Raw genomic sequence first — 16,097 nt, 5'->3', positions numbered from 1 at the left:
ACCGGCGCTGCGGGCCTTCCGCTTTTTCGCAGCGACACGGTCGCGGGACCTCACGCCTGTGCCGCTCGCGTCCGACACCATCCTGACCCGTCCCCTCGGGCTGCGGGACGAGGCGACCGCCCGCGCCGCCCGCTGGCGCGCCGCCCTGCGCCCCCGGGTGCTCGCCGCCGCGCTCCTCGGCGCGAGCGCGCTCGCGCTCGCCGCGTTCCTCGCACTCGGCGACGATCCCCTCGCCGGCGAGCCCTACGCGGTCGCCGCGATCGAGGTCCGGGCGCCGAGCGCGCCCGTGCCCGAACCGGCGGTCCCGGTGCGTCCCGACCCGGCGAGCCGCAACGCCGACGAGGTCGAGCGGGCCTCGGGCGTCTCCGTCAGCCGGCCGGACGGCACGGCCGCGCCGGACTCGGTGGTGATCCGGGTGCCGGGCAGCGGGCCGATCCAGCTCAAGCCCGCCCCCGACCCGCGCCTGACCGAGCGCGGCCGCTACGGCGTGCTGCCGAAGATCGGCCCGGACGGCGCCCGCGCCCTCGACGTCTACGCGCGGCCCGAGGCCGCCGGCCTCGAGCGCGGCGGCGCGGTCGCGGGCCGCATCGCCCTCGTGGTGTCGGGCCTCGGCATCGGCCAGGCGGCGACCCAGGACGCGATCCAGCGCCTGGCCCCCGCGGTGACGCTCGCCTTCGCCCCCTACGGCGCCGACGTGACCCGCAGCGCCGCCCGCGCCCGCGAGGCCGGGCACGAGGTGATGGTGCAGGCGCCGATGGAGCCGTTCGACTATCCCGACAACGATCCCGGCCCCCAGACCCTGCTCGCCGGCGCCAAGCCCGCCGAGAACCTCGACCGCCTCGCCTTCGTGCTCGCCCGGGTGCCCGGCGCGGTCGGGGTCACCAACTTCATGGGCGCGCGCCTCACGGCCGAGGCCGGCGCGCTCGAGCCGGTCCTGCGCGAGATCGGCGGGCGCGGCCTCGGCTTCCTCGACGACGGCACCTCGCCGCGCTCGCTCGCCCGCGAGGTCGGCCGCAAGGCCAAGGTCCCGGTGGCCCGGGCCGAGCTCGTCGTCGACGCGGTGCCGCGTCCCGACGCCATCGACCGCGAGCTCGCCCGGCTGGAGGAGGCGGCGCGCAAGTCGGGCTTCGCGCTCGGCTCCGCCACCGCCCTGCCGCTCTCGATCGACCGGATCGCCCGCTGGGCGCGGGACCTCGAATCCCGCGGCATCCTGCTGGTGCCGGCCAGCCGAGCCATGCGTGCGGCGCCCTGAATCGGCGCCCTGGCCCCGGCGACCCCGCATTTTCGCCGGATCGCCGGTCCACACCCCGCGAAATTGCTCTAAGGTCGCTCCATGGCACCGCTCCACCGCCCCGAGACCGCCCTGGCCAACCTTCCCTACCGGCCGTGCGTCGGCATCAGCCTGTTCAACCGCGACGGCCTGGTCTTCGCCGGGCACCGGCGGCACGAATCGGCCGATCTCGGCGCCCATGCCTGGCAGATGCCGCAGGGCGGCATCGACGAGGGCGAGGCGCCGCGCGACGCCGCCCTGCGCGAGCTCTACGAGGAGACCAACGTGTCCCCCGGCTCCGTGCGCCTGCTCGCCGAGGCGCCGGGCTGGTACTCCTACGACCTGCCGACCGTCGCGGCGGGCAAGCCCTGGAAGGGGCGCTATCGCGGCCAGACCCAGAAGTGGTTCGCCTTCGCCTTCGAGGGCGACGAGCGCGAGATCGACATCCTGCGGCCGGGCGGCGGCGCCCACAAGGCGGAGTTCGACGGCTGGCGCTGGGAGCCGCTGGCCAACCTCGCCGCGCTGGTGATCCCGTTCAAGCGCCCGGTCTACGAGCAGGTGATCGCCGCCTTCGCCCACCTCGCGCGTCCTTCGTGACCGGACCCGCGCGCCCTTCCGCCGGCGAGTCCGCATGACACGCTGGTGGCTCACGGGCCTGGCGGTCCTGCTGCTGTGGATCGCCTACGGCCTCTCGCCCTATCTGGCGCTCTACCGGCTGTCGCAGGCGGTGCAGGCGCACGACGCGGCGGCGGTGGCGCAGCGGGTGAACTTCCGTACCCTGCGGCTGTCCCTGACCAAGCAGGCGCTCGCCGCGGCGGTCGACGCCATCGCGTCCCGCCGCGACCTCTCGGCCCGGGAGCGCACGATCCTGACCGAGGCGAGCGGGGCGCTGGCCGGGCCGCTGGTCGAGTCCCTCGTCACGCCCGAGACCCTGATCGACCTCCTCGACGACGGCTGGCCGGTGCGCGCGGGCCTCGCCCGCGACGGCAACGCCCGCGACCGGGCCTCCGATGCGGTCCCGTCCGGCGAGGACACGACCGCGAGCAGCGAGGTCCCGCGCGAGACCCCGACGGCCAAGGACGGTTCGGCTCCGAAGGAAGGCCTCGGCCTGCACGCCTCGACGGTGAGCCAGCTCTTCGCCCTGTTCCGCTCGGCCGAGCCGCGGGGCTTTCGCGGCATGGTGGTGAGCTACCCGCCCGACCGGCCGATCGAGAACCGGTTCCGCCTGCGCCTGCGCCTGCGGGGCTGGACCTGGCGCCTCGTCGACCTCGAACTGCCGGGCGCGCTGCGCGAGCGCATCAGCCAGCGGCTGACGGGAGCGCTGCAGCGCTGAGGCCGCGCCTCCCCTTGATGCTGTGGGGAGCGCCCCTCATATCTCGCCGGAGGGCCGGCGGAGTTGCGGTCGGCCTCGGCGGGTGCTGCGAAGGCGGGCCCGGACCTGACCGAAGTGCCTTTCGCAACAGGGCTTCGCCGACATCATGACGCGTCCATCGCCGTTCGGGCATCCGTTCCTGCTGGGCTTCGACGAGATCGAGCAAGCGCTCGACCGCGTCGCCAAGGCCGCGAACGACGGCTACCCGCCCTACAACATCGAGCGGCTGCCCCGCACCGAGCGGGAGCCGGAGCGGCTGCGCATCACGCTCGCGGTGGCCGGCTTCACCCGCGACCAGCTCGACGTGACCCTGGAGGAGAGCCAGCTCATCGTCCGTGGCCGCCAGGCCGACGACAAGAGCCGGACCTTCCTGCATCGCGGCATCGCGGCCCGCCAGTTCCAGCGCGCCTTCCTGCTCGCCGACGGCATGGAGGTGCTGGGCGCCGACCTGTCGAACGGCCTGCTCTCGATCGACCTCGCCCGGCCCGAGCCGGAGCGCATCGTGCGACGGATCGACATCGGGTCGCGCGACGGCGACTGAGCATCACCATATGAGGTTGACACCGGTCGGCGGGCCGCTTCGGGGCCTGTAGCCGATCCACCGTCCTGCTGCCTTTCAGAGGAGGGCGCATCATGTCCGACATCACCCAGACCATGGATTCCGAATCGCTCGCGGCCCTCGGCGAGGGCCACGTGGCCTATATCCGCGCGATGCGCTCGGAGGAGGTCAAGCGCCTGTTTCCGGAGGCTCCGGACCTCACCCCCGGCCTCGACCTGTTCGCCGTGCTGTCGGCGAGCGGTGCCCCGATCCTGCTGACCGACAGCCGCGACGCGGCCTTCGCCAATGCCTGGGCGCACGACCTGCAGGCGGTGAGCGTGCACTGACGCCGACCGCGCGGCCGGCACCCGGCCGCGCGGGTCGTGCAGACGTCGGAGTGGAGGAGCCGGCGCCATCGGTCCCGATCGCCGGTCCGACACTCCATCGTCACCCCGGACCCCGCTGTCGCGGTCCCGGAAAGACTGGGAGGGCGGTGTCGACCGGCGGATACGCGCCCGAGCTACCCCTCCCGCGGCGCGATCCCCTCGACCGCCGCGACCAGCCGGTCGAGATCGGCCGGGCCGGAGAGCCGGTGGTCGCCCTCCTTGATCAGCGTCAGGACCACCCCCGCCGCGGGCAGCCGGTCGACGAGCCGCATCGCGTGGCGCCACGGCACGTCGGGATCGGCCATCCCCTGCAGGATGTGCACCGGGCAGCCCGGGTCGACGGATCCGCCCAGCATCAGGTGGCGCCGCCCGTCCTCGATCAGGGCGCGGGTCACGGGCGTCGGCTCGGGCGAGTATTGCGACCCGCGCTGCCACACCCCGTCGCGCAGGACCTGCTGGCGGATCTCCTCCGGGAACTGCTCCCACATCAGCGCCTCGGTGAAGTCCGTCGCCGGGGCGATGAGCACGAGGCCGGAAGGGCGGACCCTGGCCGCGGCGAGGAGCGCGATCCAGCCGCCCATCGAGGAGCCGACCAGCACCGGGCGCTCTGGCGCCAGCGCGGCGACGACGCCCTCCGCGTCGGCGAGCCAGTCCGAGATCGTGCAATCGGCGAAGGTGCCCTCCGACTCGCCGTGGCCCGTGTAGTCGAAGCGCACGAAGGCGCGGTCGGTCCTTGCCGCCCAGGCATCGAGGGCCTCGGCCTTGGTGGCGCGCATGTCCGAGCGGAAGCCGCCGAGCCAGACCACCGGCGGCCCGGCGCCCGGCCGCACCAGGGTGGCGAGGCGGCGACCGCCGACGGTCAGCATCGTGGCGGGCGTCCGGTCGGTAGCGTCCAGATGATCGGCCATGCGTTATCCCCGTTATTCCGGCGCCGGCCCTGGTCGCGGGCCCCCGGCGCCCAAGGTTTACCGATCCGCAACGGGGCCGGGCGACCTTGATGCATCGTCCCGGTGCGGATCCGCGACCGGCGGCTTCTACACCGCCTGCCGTCGGCGCACCCTCACTTCCTGCGCGGAGCAGGCGCCGTCACGCCGCGAGTGCTGCGATCAGAACCCTGACCCTGAGCCGGAGTCCCATGCCGTCGAGCCAGGCCACGCCGTTCCCGGCCGCGAGCCACCCGCTGGCGGGCCGGACCATCCTGCAGATCATCCCGGAACTCGACGCCGGCGGCGCCGAGCGCACCGCCGTCGACGTCGCGGCGGCGCTCGCCGCGGCCGGCGCCCGGGCGCTGGTCGCCACCGAGGGCGGGCGCCTCGTCGGCGAATTGCAGGCCAAGGGCGGCGCCTGGGTGCCGTTCCCGGCCCGCGCCAAGAATCCGTTCGCGATGGCGCTCAATGTCGGGCGGCTGGCGCGGATCTGCCGGGCCGAGCGGGTCGACCTGATCCACGCCCGGTCCCGCGCCCCGGCCTGGGTGGCCCTTGGGACGGCGCGGCGGCTGCGCCTGCCCTTCGTCACCACCTATCACGGCAGCTATTCCGGCCGCTCGGCGGTGAAGCTCCTGTACAATTCGGTGATGGCCCGCGGCGACGTGGTGATCGCCAACTCGCACTTCACCGCCGACGCGATCCGCCGCCTGTTCCCGCAGGTCGCCGGCGACCGGGTGCGGGTGATCCACCGCGGCACCGACCTCGCGGCCTTCGCGGCCGGCCAGGTGGCCCCGCAGCGCGTCGAGGCCCTGCGCCGGGCCTGGGGCGTCGCCCCGCACGAGCGGGTGGTGCTGCTCGCCGCCCGGCTCACCCCCTGGAAGGGCCACCGGGTGATGATCGAGGCCGCCGCGGCCCTGCGCGCGCAAGGGCTCGGCGACTTCACCGTGGTGCTCGCCGGCGACCCGCAGGGCCGCACCGCCTACCTGCGCGAGCTCGACGCCATGATCGCGGCCCACGGGCTCGCCGGCGTGGTGAAGCGGGTCGGCCATTGCGGCGACATGCCGGCGGCCTACCGGGCCGCCTCGGTGGTGGCGGTGCCCTCGACCGAGCCCGAGGCCTTCGGCCGCTCGGCGGTCGAGGCGCAGGCGCTCGGCACGCCGGTGGTGGTGTCGGATCTCGGCGCGGTGCCGGAGACGGTGCTCGCCCCCCCGGAGGTGCCTGCGCACGAGCGCACCGGCTGGCGCGTCCCGGCCGGCGACCCGCAGGCCCTCGCCGGGGCGCTCGCCGAGGCCCTGCAGCTCGGCGCCAGCGCCCGCGACGCCCTGGTGCGCCGCGCCCGCCGCCACGTCGAGACGCATTTCTCCCTCGAGCTGATGCTCGCCGATACCCTGGCGATCTACGCCGAACTGCTCGGCACGGCCCCCGCAGGGGAGGGGCCTTAAGGCGACCGGCACGCCCGGCCCGGTCAAGACTTCACGGATGCTTGACCGCTCCGCAACCAACTCGGCCGGCCGCGAGTTGACAAACTGGGCGATCTCGCCAAGGTGATAGCGTACACCGGAATATGCCCGCGCGGTGGTTCGGGGCCGACCCAGAGGGGGTCTCGGTCGGCGGGCCGCCGCCGGACGACGTGATTGAGGAGAATGAAGCCATTCGCAGACCTATGAGAGCCATGCCGGCCCCGCAGAAGGACGGGCCGCGCGCCAACCGGGACATCCGCGGCGTCCGCGAAGTGCAGCTCATCGACGATACCGGGCAGAACCGCGGCGTCATGGGCTTCTTCGAGGCGCTGCAGGTCGCCGAGGAAGCGGGCCTCGACCTCGTCGAGATCGCGCCGAACTCCGTGCCTCCGGTCTGCAAGCTTCTCGACTATGGCCGCTTCCGCTTCAACGAGCAGAAGAAGCAGGCCGAGGCGCGCAAGCGGCAGAAGACCGTCGAGGTCAAGGAGATCAAGCTCCGGCCGGGCATCGACAAGCACGACTACGAAGTCAAGATGAAGGCCGTGCAGCGGTTCTTCGAGGAAGGCGACAAGGTCAAGGTGACCCTGCGCTTCCGCGGCCGCGAGATGGCGCACCAGGACCTCGGTCTGCGCCTGCTCGAGCGCGTCAAGGCCGAGACCCAGGAAGTCGCCAAGGTGGAGAGCGAGCCGCAGCTCGAAGGCCGCCAGATGATCATGATCCTGGCGCCGCGCTAGCACCGCACGGCACCGCGATCACGGAGCGTTCCGGGCGCGGGAACCGACGAGGCCGCACCCAGGAAACATCGAAGGGCCGGGCATGTCCCGGCCCATCGCTTGTCTACTTCAGCAGGACGACCTGCGCGTCGCCGGTCCGGCGCACCACGTTGACGGTGACGTCGCTGCCGTGGCGGTGGATCAGCAGGTCGACGTGGCTGTCGCCGAGCTTCAGGTTGCGGATCAGCACGTCGTCGAGGAAGGCCGGCAGGATCGGATCACGGAAGCGGATCCGGTTGCGGTCGTGGCGCAATTCGAGCCCGAGGCAGGCGGCCAGGAACGCGAACGGTGCGGCCGCCGCCCAGGCCTGGGGGCTGCACGCCACCGGGTAGTTCGTCGGTCCGCGCTGCTTGCGCTGGATGAAGCCGCAGAATAGCTCCGGCAGCCGCCGCCCCTCCTGGTAGAGCGAGGCGCCGTGCTGGCCCTCGAACACCCGGGCTGCCTCCGCCTTCAGGCCGTAGCGGGCGAGCCCCAGCGCGATCAGCGCGTTGTCGTGCGGCCAGATCGAGCCGTTGTGGTACGACATCGGGTTGTAGCGTGCCTCGCCGACCGCGATGGTGCGCACGCCCCAGCCGTTGAACCCGTCCTTCGACATCAGCACCGCGGCGACGCTCTCGGCGCGCTCCGGATAGGCGATGCCGGTGAAGAGCGCGTGGCCGGCATTCGAGGAGCGCACCGCGCAGGGGCGCTTCTGGCCGTCGAGGGCGATGGCGTAGGTGCCGAGCTCGGGGAGGAAGAACGCCGCGTCGAAGGCCTGGCGCAGCCGCTCGGCCTCGCCCTTCAGCCGTTCCGAGAGAACGTCGTCGCCGAGGAGCGCGGCGAGCTTCGCGGCGCCCTTCTTGGCGGCGTAGACGTAGCCCTGGACCTCGCAGAGCGCGATCGGCCCCTGCGCCATGCGGCCGTCGGCGTGGAAGATCGAATCGTGGCTGTCCTTCCAGCCCTGGTTGGCCAGGCCCTTCTCGGTCTCGCGGGCGTACTCGACGAAGCCGTCCTTGTCGCGGTCGCCGTACTCGTCGATCCAGTTGAGCGCCGCCAGGAGGTTGGGCCAGATCGCCTTGATGGTCGCGAGGTCGCCGGTCTGCTCGTAATACTGGCCGGCCAGCATCACGAAGAGCGGCGTGGCGTCGATGGTGCCGTAATAGAGCTTGAACGGCACCTCGCCGAGGATCGCCATCTCGCCGTTGCGGGTCTCGTGCAGGACCTTGCCGGGCTGGGCATCGGCGGCCGGATCGATCGCGGTGGCCTGCGTCGCCGCGAGGTGGCGCAGCACGCCCTTGGCGATCTCGGGATCGATCCACAGGGTCATCATCGCCGTGATGATGCCGTCGCGGCCGAAGACCGTGCTGTACCAGGGGATGCCGGCATAGGGGTAGACGCCGTTCGGCGTGCGGCTGAGCAGCATGTAGAGATCGGCCGTCGCGCGGCAGGCGGCCTCGTTGAACTGGTCGTTCGAGCTCTCGATCGTGGTGATGTTGGCGGTGGCCTTGCGCAGGTCGCGGCGCGCGTCGCGGTAGGCGAGCGCGAAGGTCATGCCCTCGCCCTTCGGATGGCCGTCCTCGCGGCGCGGGCTCGGATAGGCCGCGTGGGTGAAGGGCAGGGCGTTGCCGACCACCGCCTCGCCGTCCCGGCTGTGATCGACCGTGTCGCAGATCGCCCGCACGAAGATCGAGGCGCGACCGCCGGGAGAGAGCCGGACCTCGAACTCCGCCCTGTGCGCCTCGAGCCGCACGGGCTTCGGGCCGAAGCGCAGGCGGGTGGTGCGGCGGCGCCGGTCGAGCCCGTCATACGTGAACGTCACCTCGTTCCCAGCCGTCACCGCGACGCCGCGCTTGCCCCGATGGGGCCGGTCGCTGCCGCGCACCTCGAACAGGTCGCGAAAGTCCGCGTCGAAGGTCAGGGCGACGCGCAGGTGGCGGGGCTTGGTGTCGTAGTTGCGTAGCCCGATGCGGTCGTAGCAGGTGCCGCGGAAGAGAAACTTGGTCCGCTCGAGCGCGATGATCTCGCGCGGGATGCTGGTCTCGTCGCCGGCGTCGAGCCGGATGTCCGGCGTCGTCAGGTCGACCGAGAGGGCGCCGTTGTCGTCCTGCACCACCGAGCCGAGCAGCATCGGCCGCTGGCCCTCGACGGTCAGCTCCAGGCGCGACAGGAAGCGGGTATCCTGGAAGTACAGCCCCTCCGGCCCCGGGAAGACGCCGATGTCGCCGTAGCTGTCGAGCACCGCGAAGGCGTCGCCGTGCTTGAGCGAGCGCAGCTGGCGCTCCACCAGCGAGGTCTGGGCCTCGATGTGGTATTGCGGCAGCGTCTCGTCGTCGGGGGCGGTCGCGACCATCGGCACGGTGGACTCCTTGGGGCTTCGCTCCGCGAGGGGTCGCGGGGCGTCACGGGGATCGAGGCGAGATCTTGGGGCGCCGGGCGGGAGCCCGGACGGCAGCGGGGGGCGGGACCGCGGCGATTCGCGCGTCAGGCCCCACGCTAGAGCGAATGTGGGCCATCGTGCGGCGGGCGCCAGGGGGTGTGCGGCGCGCATTCGGCCCGGATTTCAGGCAGGCACCGCGCAAGCGAAAAGGCCCGGCCCCCTCGCGGGGACCGGGCCTCGTCGTCGTCGGGACCGTGACGCGGATCAGACCGCGCGGAGCACCGGGCGCACCGTCGCACCGTTGGCCGCTCCGTTGAGGGCGGCGGGGGCGCCGATCGTCAGGCCCGGAATCTTGATCGCGTCGAGGTCGCCGGCGAGGAGCGACTCGTAGGCGGCGACGTAGGAGCGGGCCATGACGCTCGCGGTGAAGCGGGTCTCGAAGTAGCGGCGCACGCCCTCGCGGCTCATCGCCTTGCAGGTCTCGACCGCCGCAATGGCCTCGTCCATCGAGTCGACCACGACGCCCGAGACGCCGTCCTTGATGACCTCTGGCACTGAGCCGTTGCGCCACGCGATCACCGGCGTGCCGGCCGACATCGCCTCGATCATCACCAGGCCGAAGGGCTCCGGCCAGTCGATCGGGAAGGCGAGCGCCAGGGCGTTGCCGAGGAATTCGTGCTTCTGGTCCTCGTTGATCTCGCCGATGTACTCGACCAGCGGGTGATGGGTCATCGGCTCGATGACCTCGTCCCAGTATTCCTGGTCGGCCTTGTCGACCTTGGCGGCGATCTTCAGCTTCACGCCCGAGGCCTTGGCGATCTCGATCGCGCGGTCGGGGCGCTTCTCGGGCGAGATGCGGCCGAGGAAGGCGAGGTAGCCGCCATCCTTGGGCTTGGCCGAGAAGCGGCAATTCTCCGCCGGCAGGCCGTGATGGATGGTCTGGAGCCAGTTGGCGTTCTCGGGCATCGGCCCGCGCTGGTGGTCGGAGATCGACACGAGCGGCATGCCCGTGAAGGTCCGGTAGACCGGCATGAAGTCCGGCACGTCGAGCCGCCCGTGCAGGGTGGTGACGCACTTGTGGTTCAGGTCCTCGAACAGCGGGTACTGCAGGAGGTCGATGTGGAAGTGGATGACGTCGAACTCGTCCGCGCGCCGGCGCAGGTGGTACAGCATGGCGAGGTGGCTGGCGACGTGGTCGCGGATGCCGGCGAGGCGCAGGCCCTCGGGGCAGCAGGCGACGAGCTTCGCGCTCGTCTCCGAATCGCCGCTCGCGAACAGCGTGACGTCGTGGCCCTGCCGGACCAGCTCCTCGGTGAGCCAGGAGACGACACGCTCGGTGCCGCCGTAGAACTTCGGCGGAACGGCCTCCGCGAGAGGGGCTACCTGGGCAATGCGCACGACGGATTCTCCTGAGACGCCCAACGATGGCGGGTCACGTTGGAGGGACTTAAGCAGGATGGGGCCTGAGCGGGACATGAACGAAACCGCGCACCCGAGCTTATGGTTCCGGTGCAGCGCACAACGCTACCGCGAAGCCGCGTCTGTTCCCGTCACACACAGGAGAGGCCGGTCCGGCGATGCGCCGATTGCGCGATGCCCCGGTCCCTGCTATAGCGCGCGCCTCGCCGAACCGCCCGGCCGTGAGGGCTGCCGTGGCGGTTCGTGTCGCTCCACACCATCGATCGGTCGCGATCGTCGGGGCCCGCCCGTGGCGGAACCCCGGTGGAGTTCGCGTCAGGAGAGCAAAATGCCCAAGCTGAAGACCAAGTCGGGCGCCAAGAAGCGCTTCAAGATCACCGGGACCGGCAAGGTCATGTACGCCCAGGCCGGCAAGCGCCACGGCATGATCAAGCGGACCACGAAGCAGATCCGCAACCTGCGCGGCACGACCACCCTGTTCGAGGGCGACGCCGCCAACGTGAAGAAGTACTTCCTGCCGAACGCCCGGTAAGGACCGGCTTCGACCCGAAGACGCTTCGTCCGTAGATCTGTTTCGTAGAACCCCCAGGAGATCACCATGGCCCGCGTCAAACGCGGCGTGACCAGCCACGCCAAGCACAAGAAGGTTTTCAAGGCCGCCAAGGGCTATTACGGCCGGCGCAAGAATACGATCCGGATCGCCAAGCAGGCGGTCGAGAAGGGCATGCAATATGCCTACCGCGATCGTAAGAACAAGAAGCGCAACTTCCGCGCCCTGTGGATCCAGCGCATCAACGCCGCGGTCCGTCCGCACGGCCTGACCTACTCGCGCTTCATCGACGGCCTGGCCAAGGCCGGCGTGCAGGTCGACCGCAAGGCGCTCTCCGAGCTCGCCATCCACGAGCCGGCGGCCTTCGTCGCCGTCGTCGAGAAGGCCAAGTCGGCCCTGCCGGCCGAGCTCGTGAAGGCCGCGTAAGCCTCCATCAAGCCTCCATGCGGGTCCGCCTCCGCGGACCCTTTCCGGCTCCCCTCGACGACCGGACAGCACGGCCCGCCCCCGCGGGCCGTTTTGCGTTGCGAGGGGCGTATCCAGTCGCCCGGGTTGACGGGGCGGGGCGGCGCGTTGCAGGGCATCGCCCAAGCCCCGATTGAGCAGACCATGACCGATCTCACCAGCCTCGAAACCGATCTCCTCGCCCAGGTCTCCGGCGCCGCCGACGAGACGGCGCTCGAGGGCGTGCGCGTCGCCGCCCTCGGCAAGAAGGGCGCCGTCTCCGAGCTGCTGAAGACCTTGGGAGGCCTGAGCCCCGAGGCGCGCAAGGAGCAGGGCCCGCTGATCAACGGCCTGCGCGACCGGGTCCAGGGCGCGATCCAGTCCCGGCGCGAGACTCTCGCCGAGGCCGCGCTCGCCGCGCGGCTCTCCGCAGAGCGGGTCGACGTGACCCTCCCGGTGCGGGAGGGTCCGGAGACCCGCGGGCGCATCCACCCGATCACCCAGGTGATGGACGAGATCACGGCGATCTTCGGCGACATGGGTTTCTCGATCGCGGAAGGGCCGGACGTCGAGACCGACGACCTGAACTTCACCGCGCTCAACTTCCCCGAGGGCCACCCGGCCCGGGAGATGCACGACACCTTCTTCCTGCGGCCCGACCGGGACGGGAAGCGCAAGCTCCTGCGCACCCACACCTCGCCGGTGCAGGTCCGCACCATGCGCAACGTCCAGCCGCCGATCCGGGTGATCTGTCCGGGGCGCACCTACCGGCACGACTCCGACCAGACCCACACCCCGATGTTCCACCAGGTCGAGGGCCTGGTGATCGACCGCCAGGCGAACATCTCCCACCTGAAGTGGATCCTGGAGGAGTTCTGCAAGGCGTTCTTCGAGGTCGGCAGCGTCAAGATGCGCTTCCGGCCCTCCTTCTTCCCCTTCACCGAGCCCTCGGCCGAGGTCGACATCCAGTGCTCGCGCAAGGGCGGCGAGATCCGCTTCGGCGAGGGCGACGACTGGCTCGAGATCCTCGGCTGCGGGATGGTCCACCCGAACGTGCTGCGCAATTGCGGCCTCGACCCGGACACCGTCCAGGGCTTCGCCTGGGGCATGGGCATCGACCGGATCGCGATGCTCAAATACGGCATGCCGGACCTGCGCCCGTTCTTCGAGGCCGACGTGCGCTGGCTCGAGCATTACGGCTTCCGGCCCCTCGACATCCCGAGCCTGGTCGGCGGCCTGACCGGCTGATCCTCCTGCCCTCGAGAGGCGCCCGATGACCGAGAGCGAGATCCTGGCGATCGCCGACGATGTCCTGACCCGCCACCTCGCCGCCTCCGGCTACGAGCGGGCCGAGCTGCGCGCGGGCTACGACCATGGGGACGATCCGGCGTTGCTGTTCACTGCCCACTTCAAGCCCGGCGCGGGAGTGACCGGCGGGGCGGAGTCCAGCGCCGCCCAGGTGGCGCTGCGGATGACGCTACTCGATAAGGGGGAGGAGCGCTTCCCCTATCTCCGGCTCATCTACGCTGACGACCTCGTCGGCGAAGATGACGACGAGGACGAGTGGGACGGGACAGAGAACGCGTGATGCCGCGCCTCGGCAATCCCCTCGTGTACGATCTCCTCGCCGTCGCCGATCTGCTCGCGGAGCAGCGCGGGCGCCGCAGCTTGCAAAAGGCTGCGATGCGGCGCGCCGTGAGCAGCGCGTATTACGCCGCCTTCCACGGGATCTGCTTCGTCTGCACGCGGGCGCTCGGCCTTTGGAGGCGCGACGCGTCGTTGACCGAGCCGGTCTACCGGCTGCTCGACCACGGGCAGATCAGGAAGCGGCTGAGCGGACGCGAGGCGGCCGAGCTCGGCCCGGTCGTCGCCGGGATCGGCATCGACTTCGCCGAACTGCAGGCCCTTCGCCACTTGGCAGATTACAGCTCACCGAGTCTGGAGATCCGCCTGACGGAGGCTCGAAGCACCGTCGTCCGCGCCCGAAAAACCATCGCCGACCTCGAATCCCTCGACGACGACCAGTGCCGCCGCCTGGCCGTCCTCCTCATCACCAAGGCCCGGCTCGCCTGAGCCGAGAGGTTTTATCCCGATGAAATTCACCCTCTCCTGGCTCAAGGACCACCTCGACACCGACGCCTCCCTCGACGTGATCGTCGAGACGCTGACCCGCATCGGGCTGGAGGTCGAGCGCGTCGAGGACAAGGCGGCGGCGCTGTCGGCCTATCGCATCGCCGCCGTCGTCACCGCCGAGCAGCACCCCAACGCCGACCGCCTGCGCGTCTGCACCGTGGACACCGGCGAGGGCGCGCCCGTGCAGGTGGTCTGCGGCGCGCCGAACGCCCGCGCCGGCATGAGGACCGTGTTCGCCCCTCCCGGCACCTACGTGCCGGGCAAGAACATCACCCTGTCGGTCGGCGTGATCCGCGGCGTCGAGAGCCGGGGCATGCTGTGCTCGGGCTCCGAGCTCGGCCTGTCGGACGACCATGACGGCATCCTCGATCTGCCGGAGACCGCGCCGGTCGGCCAGCCCTACGCGGCCTTCGCCGGCCTCGACGATCCGGTGATCGAGATCAACCTGACGCCGAACCGGCCCGACTGCACCGGCATCCACGGCATCGCCCGCGACCTCGCGGCGGCCGGCATCGGCACGCTCAAGCGCGAGCAGCTCCCGCCGGTCAGGGGGGAGGGGGCTTGCCCGGTCGCCGTCACCCGCGACTTCGCGCCGGAGGACGCGCATCTCTGCCCGCTCTTCGGGTTGCGGCTGGTGCGGGGCGTCAGGAACGGGCCTTCCCCCGAGTGGATGCGCCGGCGCCTGGCCGCGATCGGCCTGCGGCCGATCAATGCGCTCGTCGACATCACCAACTACGTCACCTTCGACCGCGGCCGGCCGCTGCACGTCTTCGACGCCGCCAAGGTGAAGGGGGACCTCACCGTGCGCCGCGCCCGCGACGGCGAAGAGGTGCTGGCCCTCGACGGCCGGACCTACCGGCTCGACGATGGCGTCATCGTCATCGCCGACGAGAACGGCGTCGAGTCGATCGCCGGCATCATGGGCGGGGAGCATTCGGGCTGCGACGAGGGCACGACCGACGTGCTGATCGAATCGGCCCTGTGGGACCCGCTCACCATCGCCCGCACCGGGCGCCGCCTCGGCATCGTGACGGATGCCCGCTACCGGTTCGAGCGCGGGGTCGATCCGGCCTTCGCCCTGCCGGGCCTGGACCTCGCGACGAAGCTGGTGCTCGACCTCTGCGGCGGCACCCCGAGCCAGGCCACCGTGTCGGGCGAGGTGCCGGACACCGACCGGATCATCGACTTCCCGTGGACCGAGGTGCGCCGGCTGTCCGGCCTCGACCTGCCGCGCCCGGAGATGAAGGTCACGCTGGAGTCGCTCGGCTTCCACGTCGCCGGCTCGGGCGACCGGGCGAAGGTGCTCTCCCCGTCCTGGCGGCCCGACGTCGAGGGCAAGGCCGACCTCGTCGAGGAGATCGTGCGCATCGCCGGCCTCGACCGGATCGAGCCGAAGCCCCTGCCGCGGATCGAGGCGACCGTCATCCGCCCGGTGCTGACGGTGATGCAGAAGCGCACCCGGCAGGCCAAGCGCGAATTCGCGGCGCGCGGCCTCGTCGAGGCGGTGACCTGGTCGTTCATCGCGCACCCCGACGCGACCTTGTTCGGCGGCGGCAAGGCGGAGCTGGCGCTGGCGAACCCGATCGCCGCCGACCTCTCGGACATGCGCCCGAGCCTGGTGCCGGGCCTCGCCCGCGCCGCGCAGCGCAACGCCGACCGCGGATACGGCGACGTCGCGCTGTTCGAGGTCGGGCAGTGCTTCGCCTCCGACCAGCCGGAGGGCCAGACCACCAAGGCGACCGCCCTCCGCCGCGGTTCGGCCCGCCACGGCGGCGCCGGCCGGCACTGGGACGGCGCGGCGAAGCCCGTCGACGCCTTCGAGGCCAAGGCCGACGCGCTGGCGCTGCTGGCCTCGCTCGGGGTGCCGACCGGCGGCCTCCAGGTCGTGGCCGGCGGACCGGACTGGCTGCATCCCGGCCGCTCCGGCACGCTGCAATTCGGGCCGCGCAACCCGATCGGGTTCTTCGGCGAGCTGCATCCGCGGGTGCTGAAGGCCCTCGACATCAAGGGCCCGGTGGTGGTCTGCGAGATCACCCTCGACGCCCTGCCGCTGCCCAAGCACCGGCCGACCAAGATGAAGCCGTCGGCGACCCTGCCCGACTTCCAGCCGCTCACCCGCGACTTCGCCTTCGTGGTCTCCCGCAAGGTCGCGGCCGGCGACATCCTGAAGGCGGCGCAAAGCGCCGAACGCACCCTCGTGACGGGGGTCGAGGTGTTCGACGTCTACGAGGGCGCCGGCGTCAGCGAGGACCAGAAGTCCGTCGCCGTGGCGGTGCGGCTCCAGCCGACCGACCGCACCCTCACCGACGCCGAGATCGAGGCGGTGAGCCAGAAGATCGTCGCCGAGGTGACGCGCAAGACCGGTGCGACCCTGCGGGGCTGATCGAGACGAGAAATCGGCGGCGCGACGGGCGCCGCCGGGACGAGGCGAGGAGGCGGACATGGACACCGACAGGACCGATCTCGCTCT

General features: G+C 71.7%; 16 protein-coding genes. 13 read left to right on the top strand and 3 right to left on the bottom strand.

The annotated features are described in order from the left end of the window. The first annotated feature begins 58 nt into the window (after positions 1 to 58). From DK419_RS28275 to DK419_RS28255, 5 genes are all read left to right on the top strand, one after another. On the top strand, positions 59 to 1,252 hold the full coding sequence (locus DK419_RS28275) for a divergent polysaccharide deacetylase family protein (protein WP_109962008.1): 1,194 nt from the start codon (positions 59 to 61) through the stop codon (positions 1,250 to 1,252). Positions 1,253 to 1,333: 81 nt separating this feature from the next. Further along, positions 1,334 to 1,867 (top strand): RNA pyrophosphohydrolase, encoded by a 534-nt coding sequence (locus DK419_RS28270; protein ID WP_109962007.1) that lies wholly within the window; start codon positions 1,334 to 1,336, stop codon positions 1,865 to 1,867. A 34-nt stretch (positions 1,868 to 1,901) separates the two neighbouring features. Next, positions 1,902 to 2,603, top strand: a complete 702-nt coding sequence (locus DK419_RS28265) for a DUF2939 domain-containing protein (RefSeq protein WP_109962006.1) — start codon at positions 1,902 to 1,904, stop codon at positions 2,601 to 2,603. A 145-nt stretch (positions 2,604 to 2,748) separates the two neighbouring features. Further along, positions 2,749 to 3,183, top strand: a complete 435-nt coding sequence (locus DK419_RS28260; protein ID WP_048430358.1) for an Hsp20 family protein — start codon at positions 2,749 to 2,751, stop codon at positions 3,181 to 3,183. 92 nt (positions 3,184 to 3,275) lie between these two features. Beyond that, complete coding sequence (locus DK419_RS28255) at positions 3,276 to 3,527, top strand: BQ00720 family protein (RefSeq protein ID WP_109962005.1); 252 nt, start codon at positions 3,276 to 3,278, stop codon at positions 3,525 to 3,527. 173 nt (positions 3,528 to 3,700) lie between these two features. Here DK419_RS28255 and DK419_RS28250 read toward each other — a convergent pair whose 3' ends face one another. Further along, the gene (locus DK419_RS28250) at positions 3,701 to 4,474 is read right to left on the bottom strand and encodes an alpha/beta hydrolase (RefSeq protein WP_109962004.1); all 774 of its coding nucleotides are present in this window, start codon (positions 4,472 to 4,474) and stop codon (positions 3,701 to 3,703) included. 227 nt (positions 4,475 to 4,701) lie between these two features. Between DK419_RS28250 and DK419_RS28245 the strand changes: the two genes are divergently transcribed. Continuing rightward, a complete protein-coding gene (locus tag DK419_RS28245; protein ID WP_109962003.1) occupies positions 4,702 to 5,934 on the top strand; it encodes a glycosyltransferase family 4 protein in 1,233 nt (410 codons plus the stop codon). Between the two features lie 230 nt (positions 5,935 to 6,164). Then, positions 6,165 to 6,686, top strand: coding sequence for a translation initiation factor IF-3 (gene infC / locus DK419_RS28240; RefSeq protein ID WP_063928361.1), 522 nt, complete (start codon positions 6,165 to 6,167; stop codon positions 6,684 to 6,686). Between the two features lie 103 nt (positions 6,687 to 6,789). On the opposite strand, the gene DK419_RS28235 is transcribed toward infC, so the two are convergent. Both DK419_RS28235 and DK419_RS28230 read right to left on the bottom strand, forming a co-directional pair. Continuing rightward, on the bottom strand, positions 6,790 to 9,054 hold the full coding sequence (locus tag DK419_RS28235) for an amylo-alpha-1,6-glucosidase (protein WP_109962002.1): 2,265 nt from the start codon (positions 9,052 to 9,054) through the stop codon (positions 6,790 to 6,792). Between the two features lie 291 nt (positions 9,055 to 9,345). Beyond that, the gene (locus tag DK419_RS28230) at positions 9,346 to 10,479 is read right to left on the bottom strand and encodes a glycosyltransferase family 4 protein (protein WP_109962001.1); all 1,134 of its coding nucleotides are present in this window, start codon (positions 10,477 to 10,479) and stop codon (positions 9,346 to 9,348) included. A gap of 349 nt (positions 10,480 to 10,828) precedes the next feature. On the opposite strand from DK419_RS28230, the gene rpmI reads away from it, so the two are divergent. From rpmI to pheT, 6 genes are all read left to right on the top strand, one after another. Then, positions 10,829 to 11,032: a 50S ribosomal protein L35 gene (gene rpmI / locus DK419_RS28225; RefSeq protein ID WP_007561407.1), complete on the top strand. Its 204-nt coding sequence runs from the start codon at positions 10,829 to 10,831 to the stop codon at positions 11,030 to 11,032. A 66-nt stretch (positions 11,033 to 11,098) separates the two neighbouring features. Next, positions 11,099 to 11,476: a 50S ribosomal protein L20 gene (rplT, locus tag DK419_RS28220; RefSeq protein WP_048428158.1), complete on the top strand. Its 378-nt coding sequence runs from the start codon at positions 11,099 to 11,101 to the stop codon at positions 11,474 to 11,476. 183 nt (positions 11,477 to 11,659) lie between these two features. Beyond that, a complete protein-coding gene (gene pheS, locus DK419_RS28215; RefSeq protein ID WP_109962000.1) occupies positions 11,660 to 12,742 on the top strand; it encodes a phenylalanine--tRNA ligase subunit alpha in 1,083 nt (360 codons plus the stop codon). Positions 12,743 to 12,767: 25 nt separating this feature from the next. Then, positions 12,768 to 13,082, top strand: a complete 315-nt coding sequence (locus DK419_RS28210; protein ID WP_109961999.1) for a hypothetical protein — start codon at positions 12,768 to 12,770, stop codon at positions 13,080 to 13,082. After that, positions 13,082 to 13,567 (top strand): hypothetical protein, encoded by a 486-nt coding sequence (locus DK419_RS28205; protein WP_109961998.1) that lies wholly within the window; start codon positions 13,082 to 13,084, stop codon positions 13,565 to 13,567. The genes DK419_RS28210 and DK419_RS28205 overlap by 1 nt, the downstream gene beginning before the upstream one ends. A gap of 19 nt (positions 13,568 to 13,586) precedes the next feature. Next, on the top strand, positions 13,587 to 16,010 hold the full coding sequence (gene pheT / locus DK419_RS28200) for a phenylalanine--tRNA ligase subunit beta (RefSeq protein ID WP_109961997.1): 2,424 nt from the start codon (positions 13,587 to 13,589) through the stop codon (positions 16,008 to 16,010). The last annotated feature ends 87 nt before the right edge of the window (positions 16,011 to 16,097 follow it).

Origin of the sequence: Methylobacterium terrae (assembly GCF_003173755.1) — a bacterium.
GTDB lineage: Bacteria > Pseudomonadota > Alphaproteobacteria > Rhizobiales > Beijerinckiaceae > Methylobacterium > Methylobacterium terrae.
The sequence above is the reverse complement of the archived record's forward strand: the minus strand, read 5'-3'. Positions and strand labels throughout refer to the sequence as shown.

Bases quoted from the DNA above. Each gene is read 5' to 3' on its own strand.
- DK419_RS28235 (WP_109962002.1), bottom strand. From the start codon at position 9,054: ATGGTCGCGACCGCCCCCGACGACGAGACGCTGCCGCAATACCACATC.
- DK419_RS28245 (WP_109962003.1), top strand. From the start codon at position 4,702: ATGCCGTCGAGCCAGGCCACGCCGTTCCCGGCCGCGAGCCACCCGCTG.
- DK419_RS28255 (WP_109962005.1), top strand. From the start codon at position 3,276: ATGTCCGACATCACCCAGACCATGGATTCCGAATCGCTCGCGGCCCTC.
- rpmI (WP_007561407.1), top strand. From the start codon at position 10,829: ATGCCCAAGCTGAAGACCAAGTCGGGCGCCAAGAAGCGCTTCAAGATC.
- DK419_RS28210 (WP_109961999.1), top strand. From the start codon at position 12,768: ATGACCGAGAGCGAGATCCTGGCGATCGCCGACGATGTCCTGACCCGC.
- DK419_RS28205 (WP_109961998.1), top strand. From the start codon at position 13,082: ATGCCGCGCCTCGGCAATCCCCTCGTGTACGATCTCCTCGCCGTCGCC.
- rplT (WP_048428158.1), top strand. From the start codon at position 11,099: ATGGCCCGCGTCAAACGCGGCGTGACCAGCCACGCCAAGCACAAGAAG.
- pheT (WP_109961997.1), top strand. From the start codon at position 13,587: ATGAAATTCACCCTCTCCTGGCTCAAGGACCACCTCGACACCGACGCC.
- infC (WP_063928361.1), top strand. From the start codon at position 6,165: ATGCCGGCCCCGCAGAAGGACGGGCCGCGCGCCAACCGGGACATCCGC.
- DK419_RS28260 (WP_048430358.1), top strand. From the start codon at position 2,749: ATGACGCGTCCATCGCCGTTCGGGCATCCGTTCCTGCTGGGCTTCGAC.
- DK419_RS28265 (WP_109962006.1), top strand. From the start codon at position 1,902: ATGACACGCTGGTGGCTCACGGGCCTGGCGGTCCTGCTGCTGTGGATC.
- DK419_RS28270 (WP_109962007.1), top strand. From the start codon at position 1,334: ATGGCACCGCTCCACCGCCCCGAGACCGCCCTGGCCAACCTTCCCTAC.
- DK419_RS28250 (WP_109962004.1), bottom strand. From the start codon at position 4,474: ATGGCCGATCATCTGGACGCTACCGACCGGACGCCCGCCACGATGCTG.
- pheS (WP_109962000.1), top strand. From the start codon at position 11,660: ATGACCGATCTCACCAGCCTCGAAACCGATCTCCTCGCCCAGGTCTCC.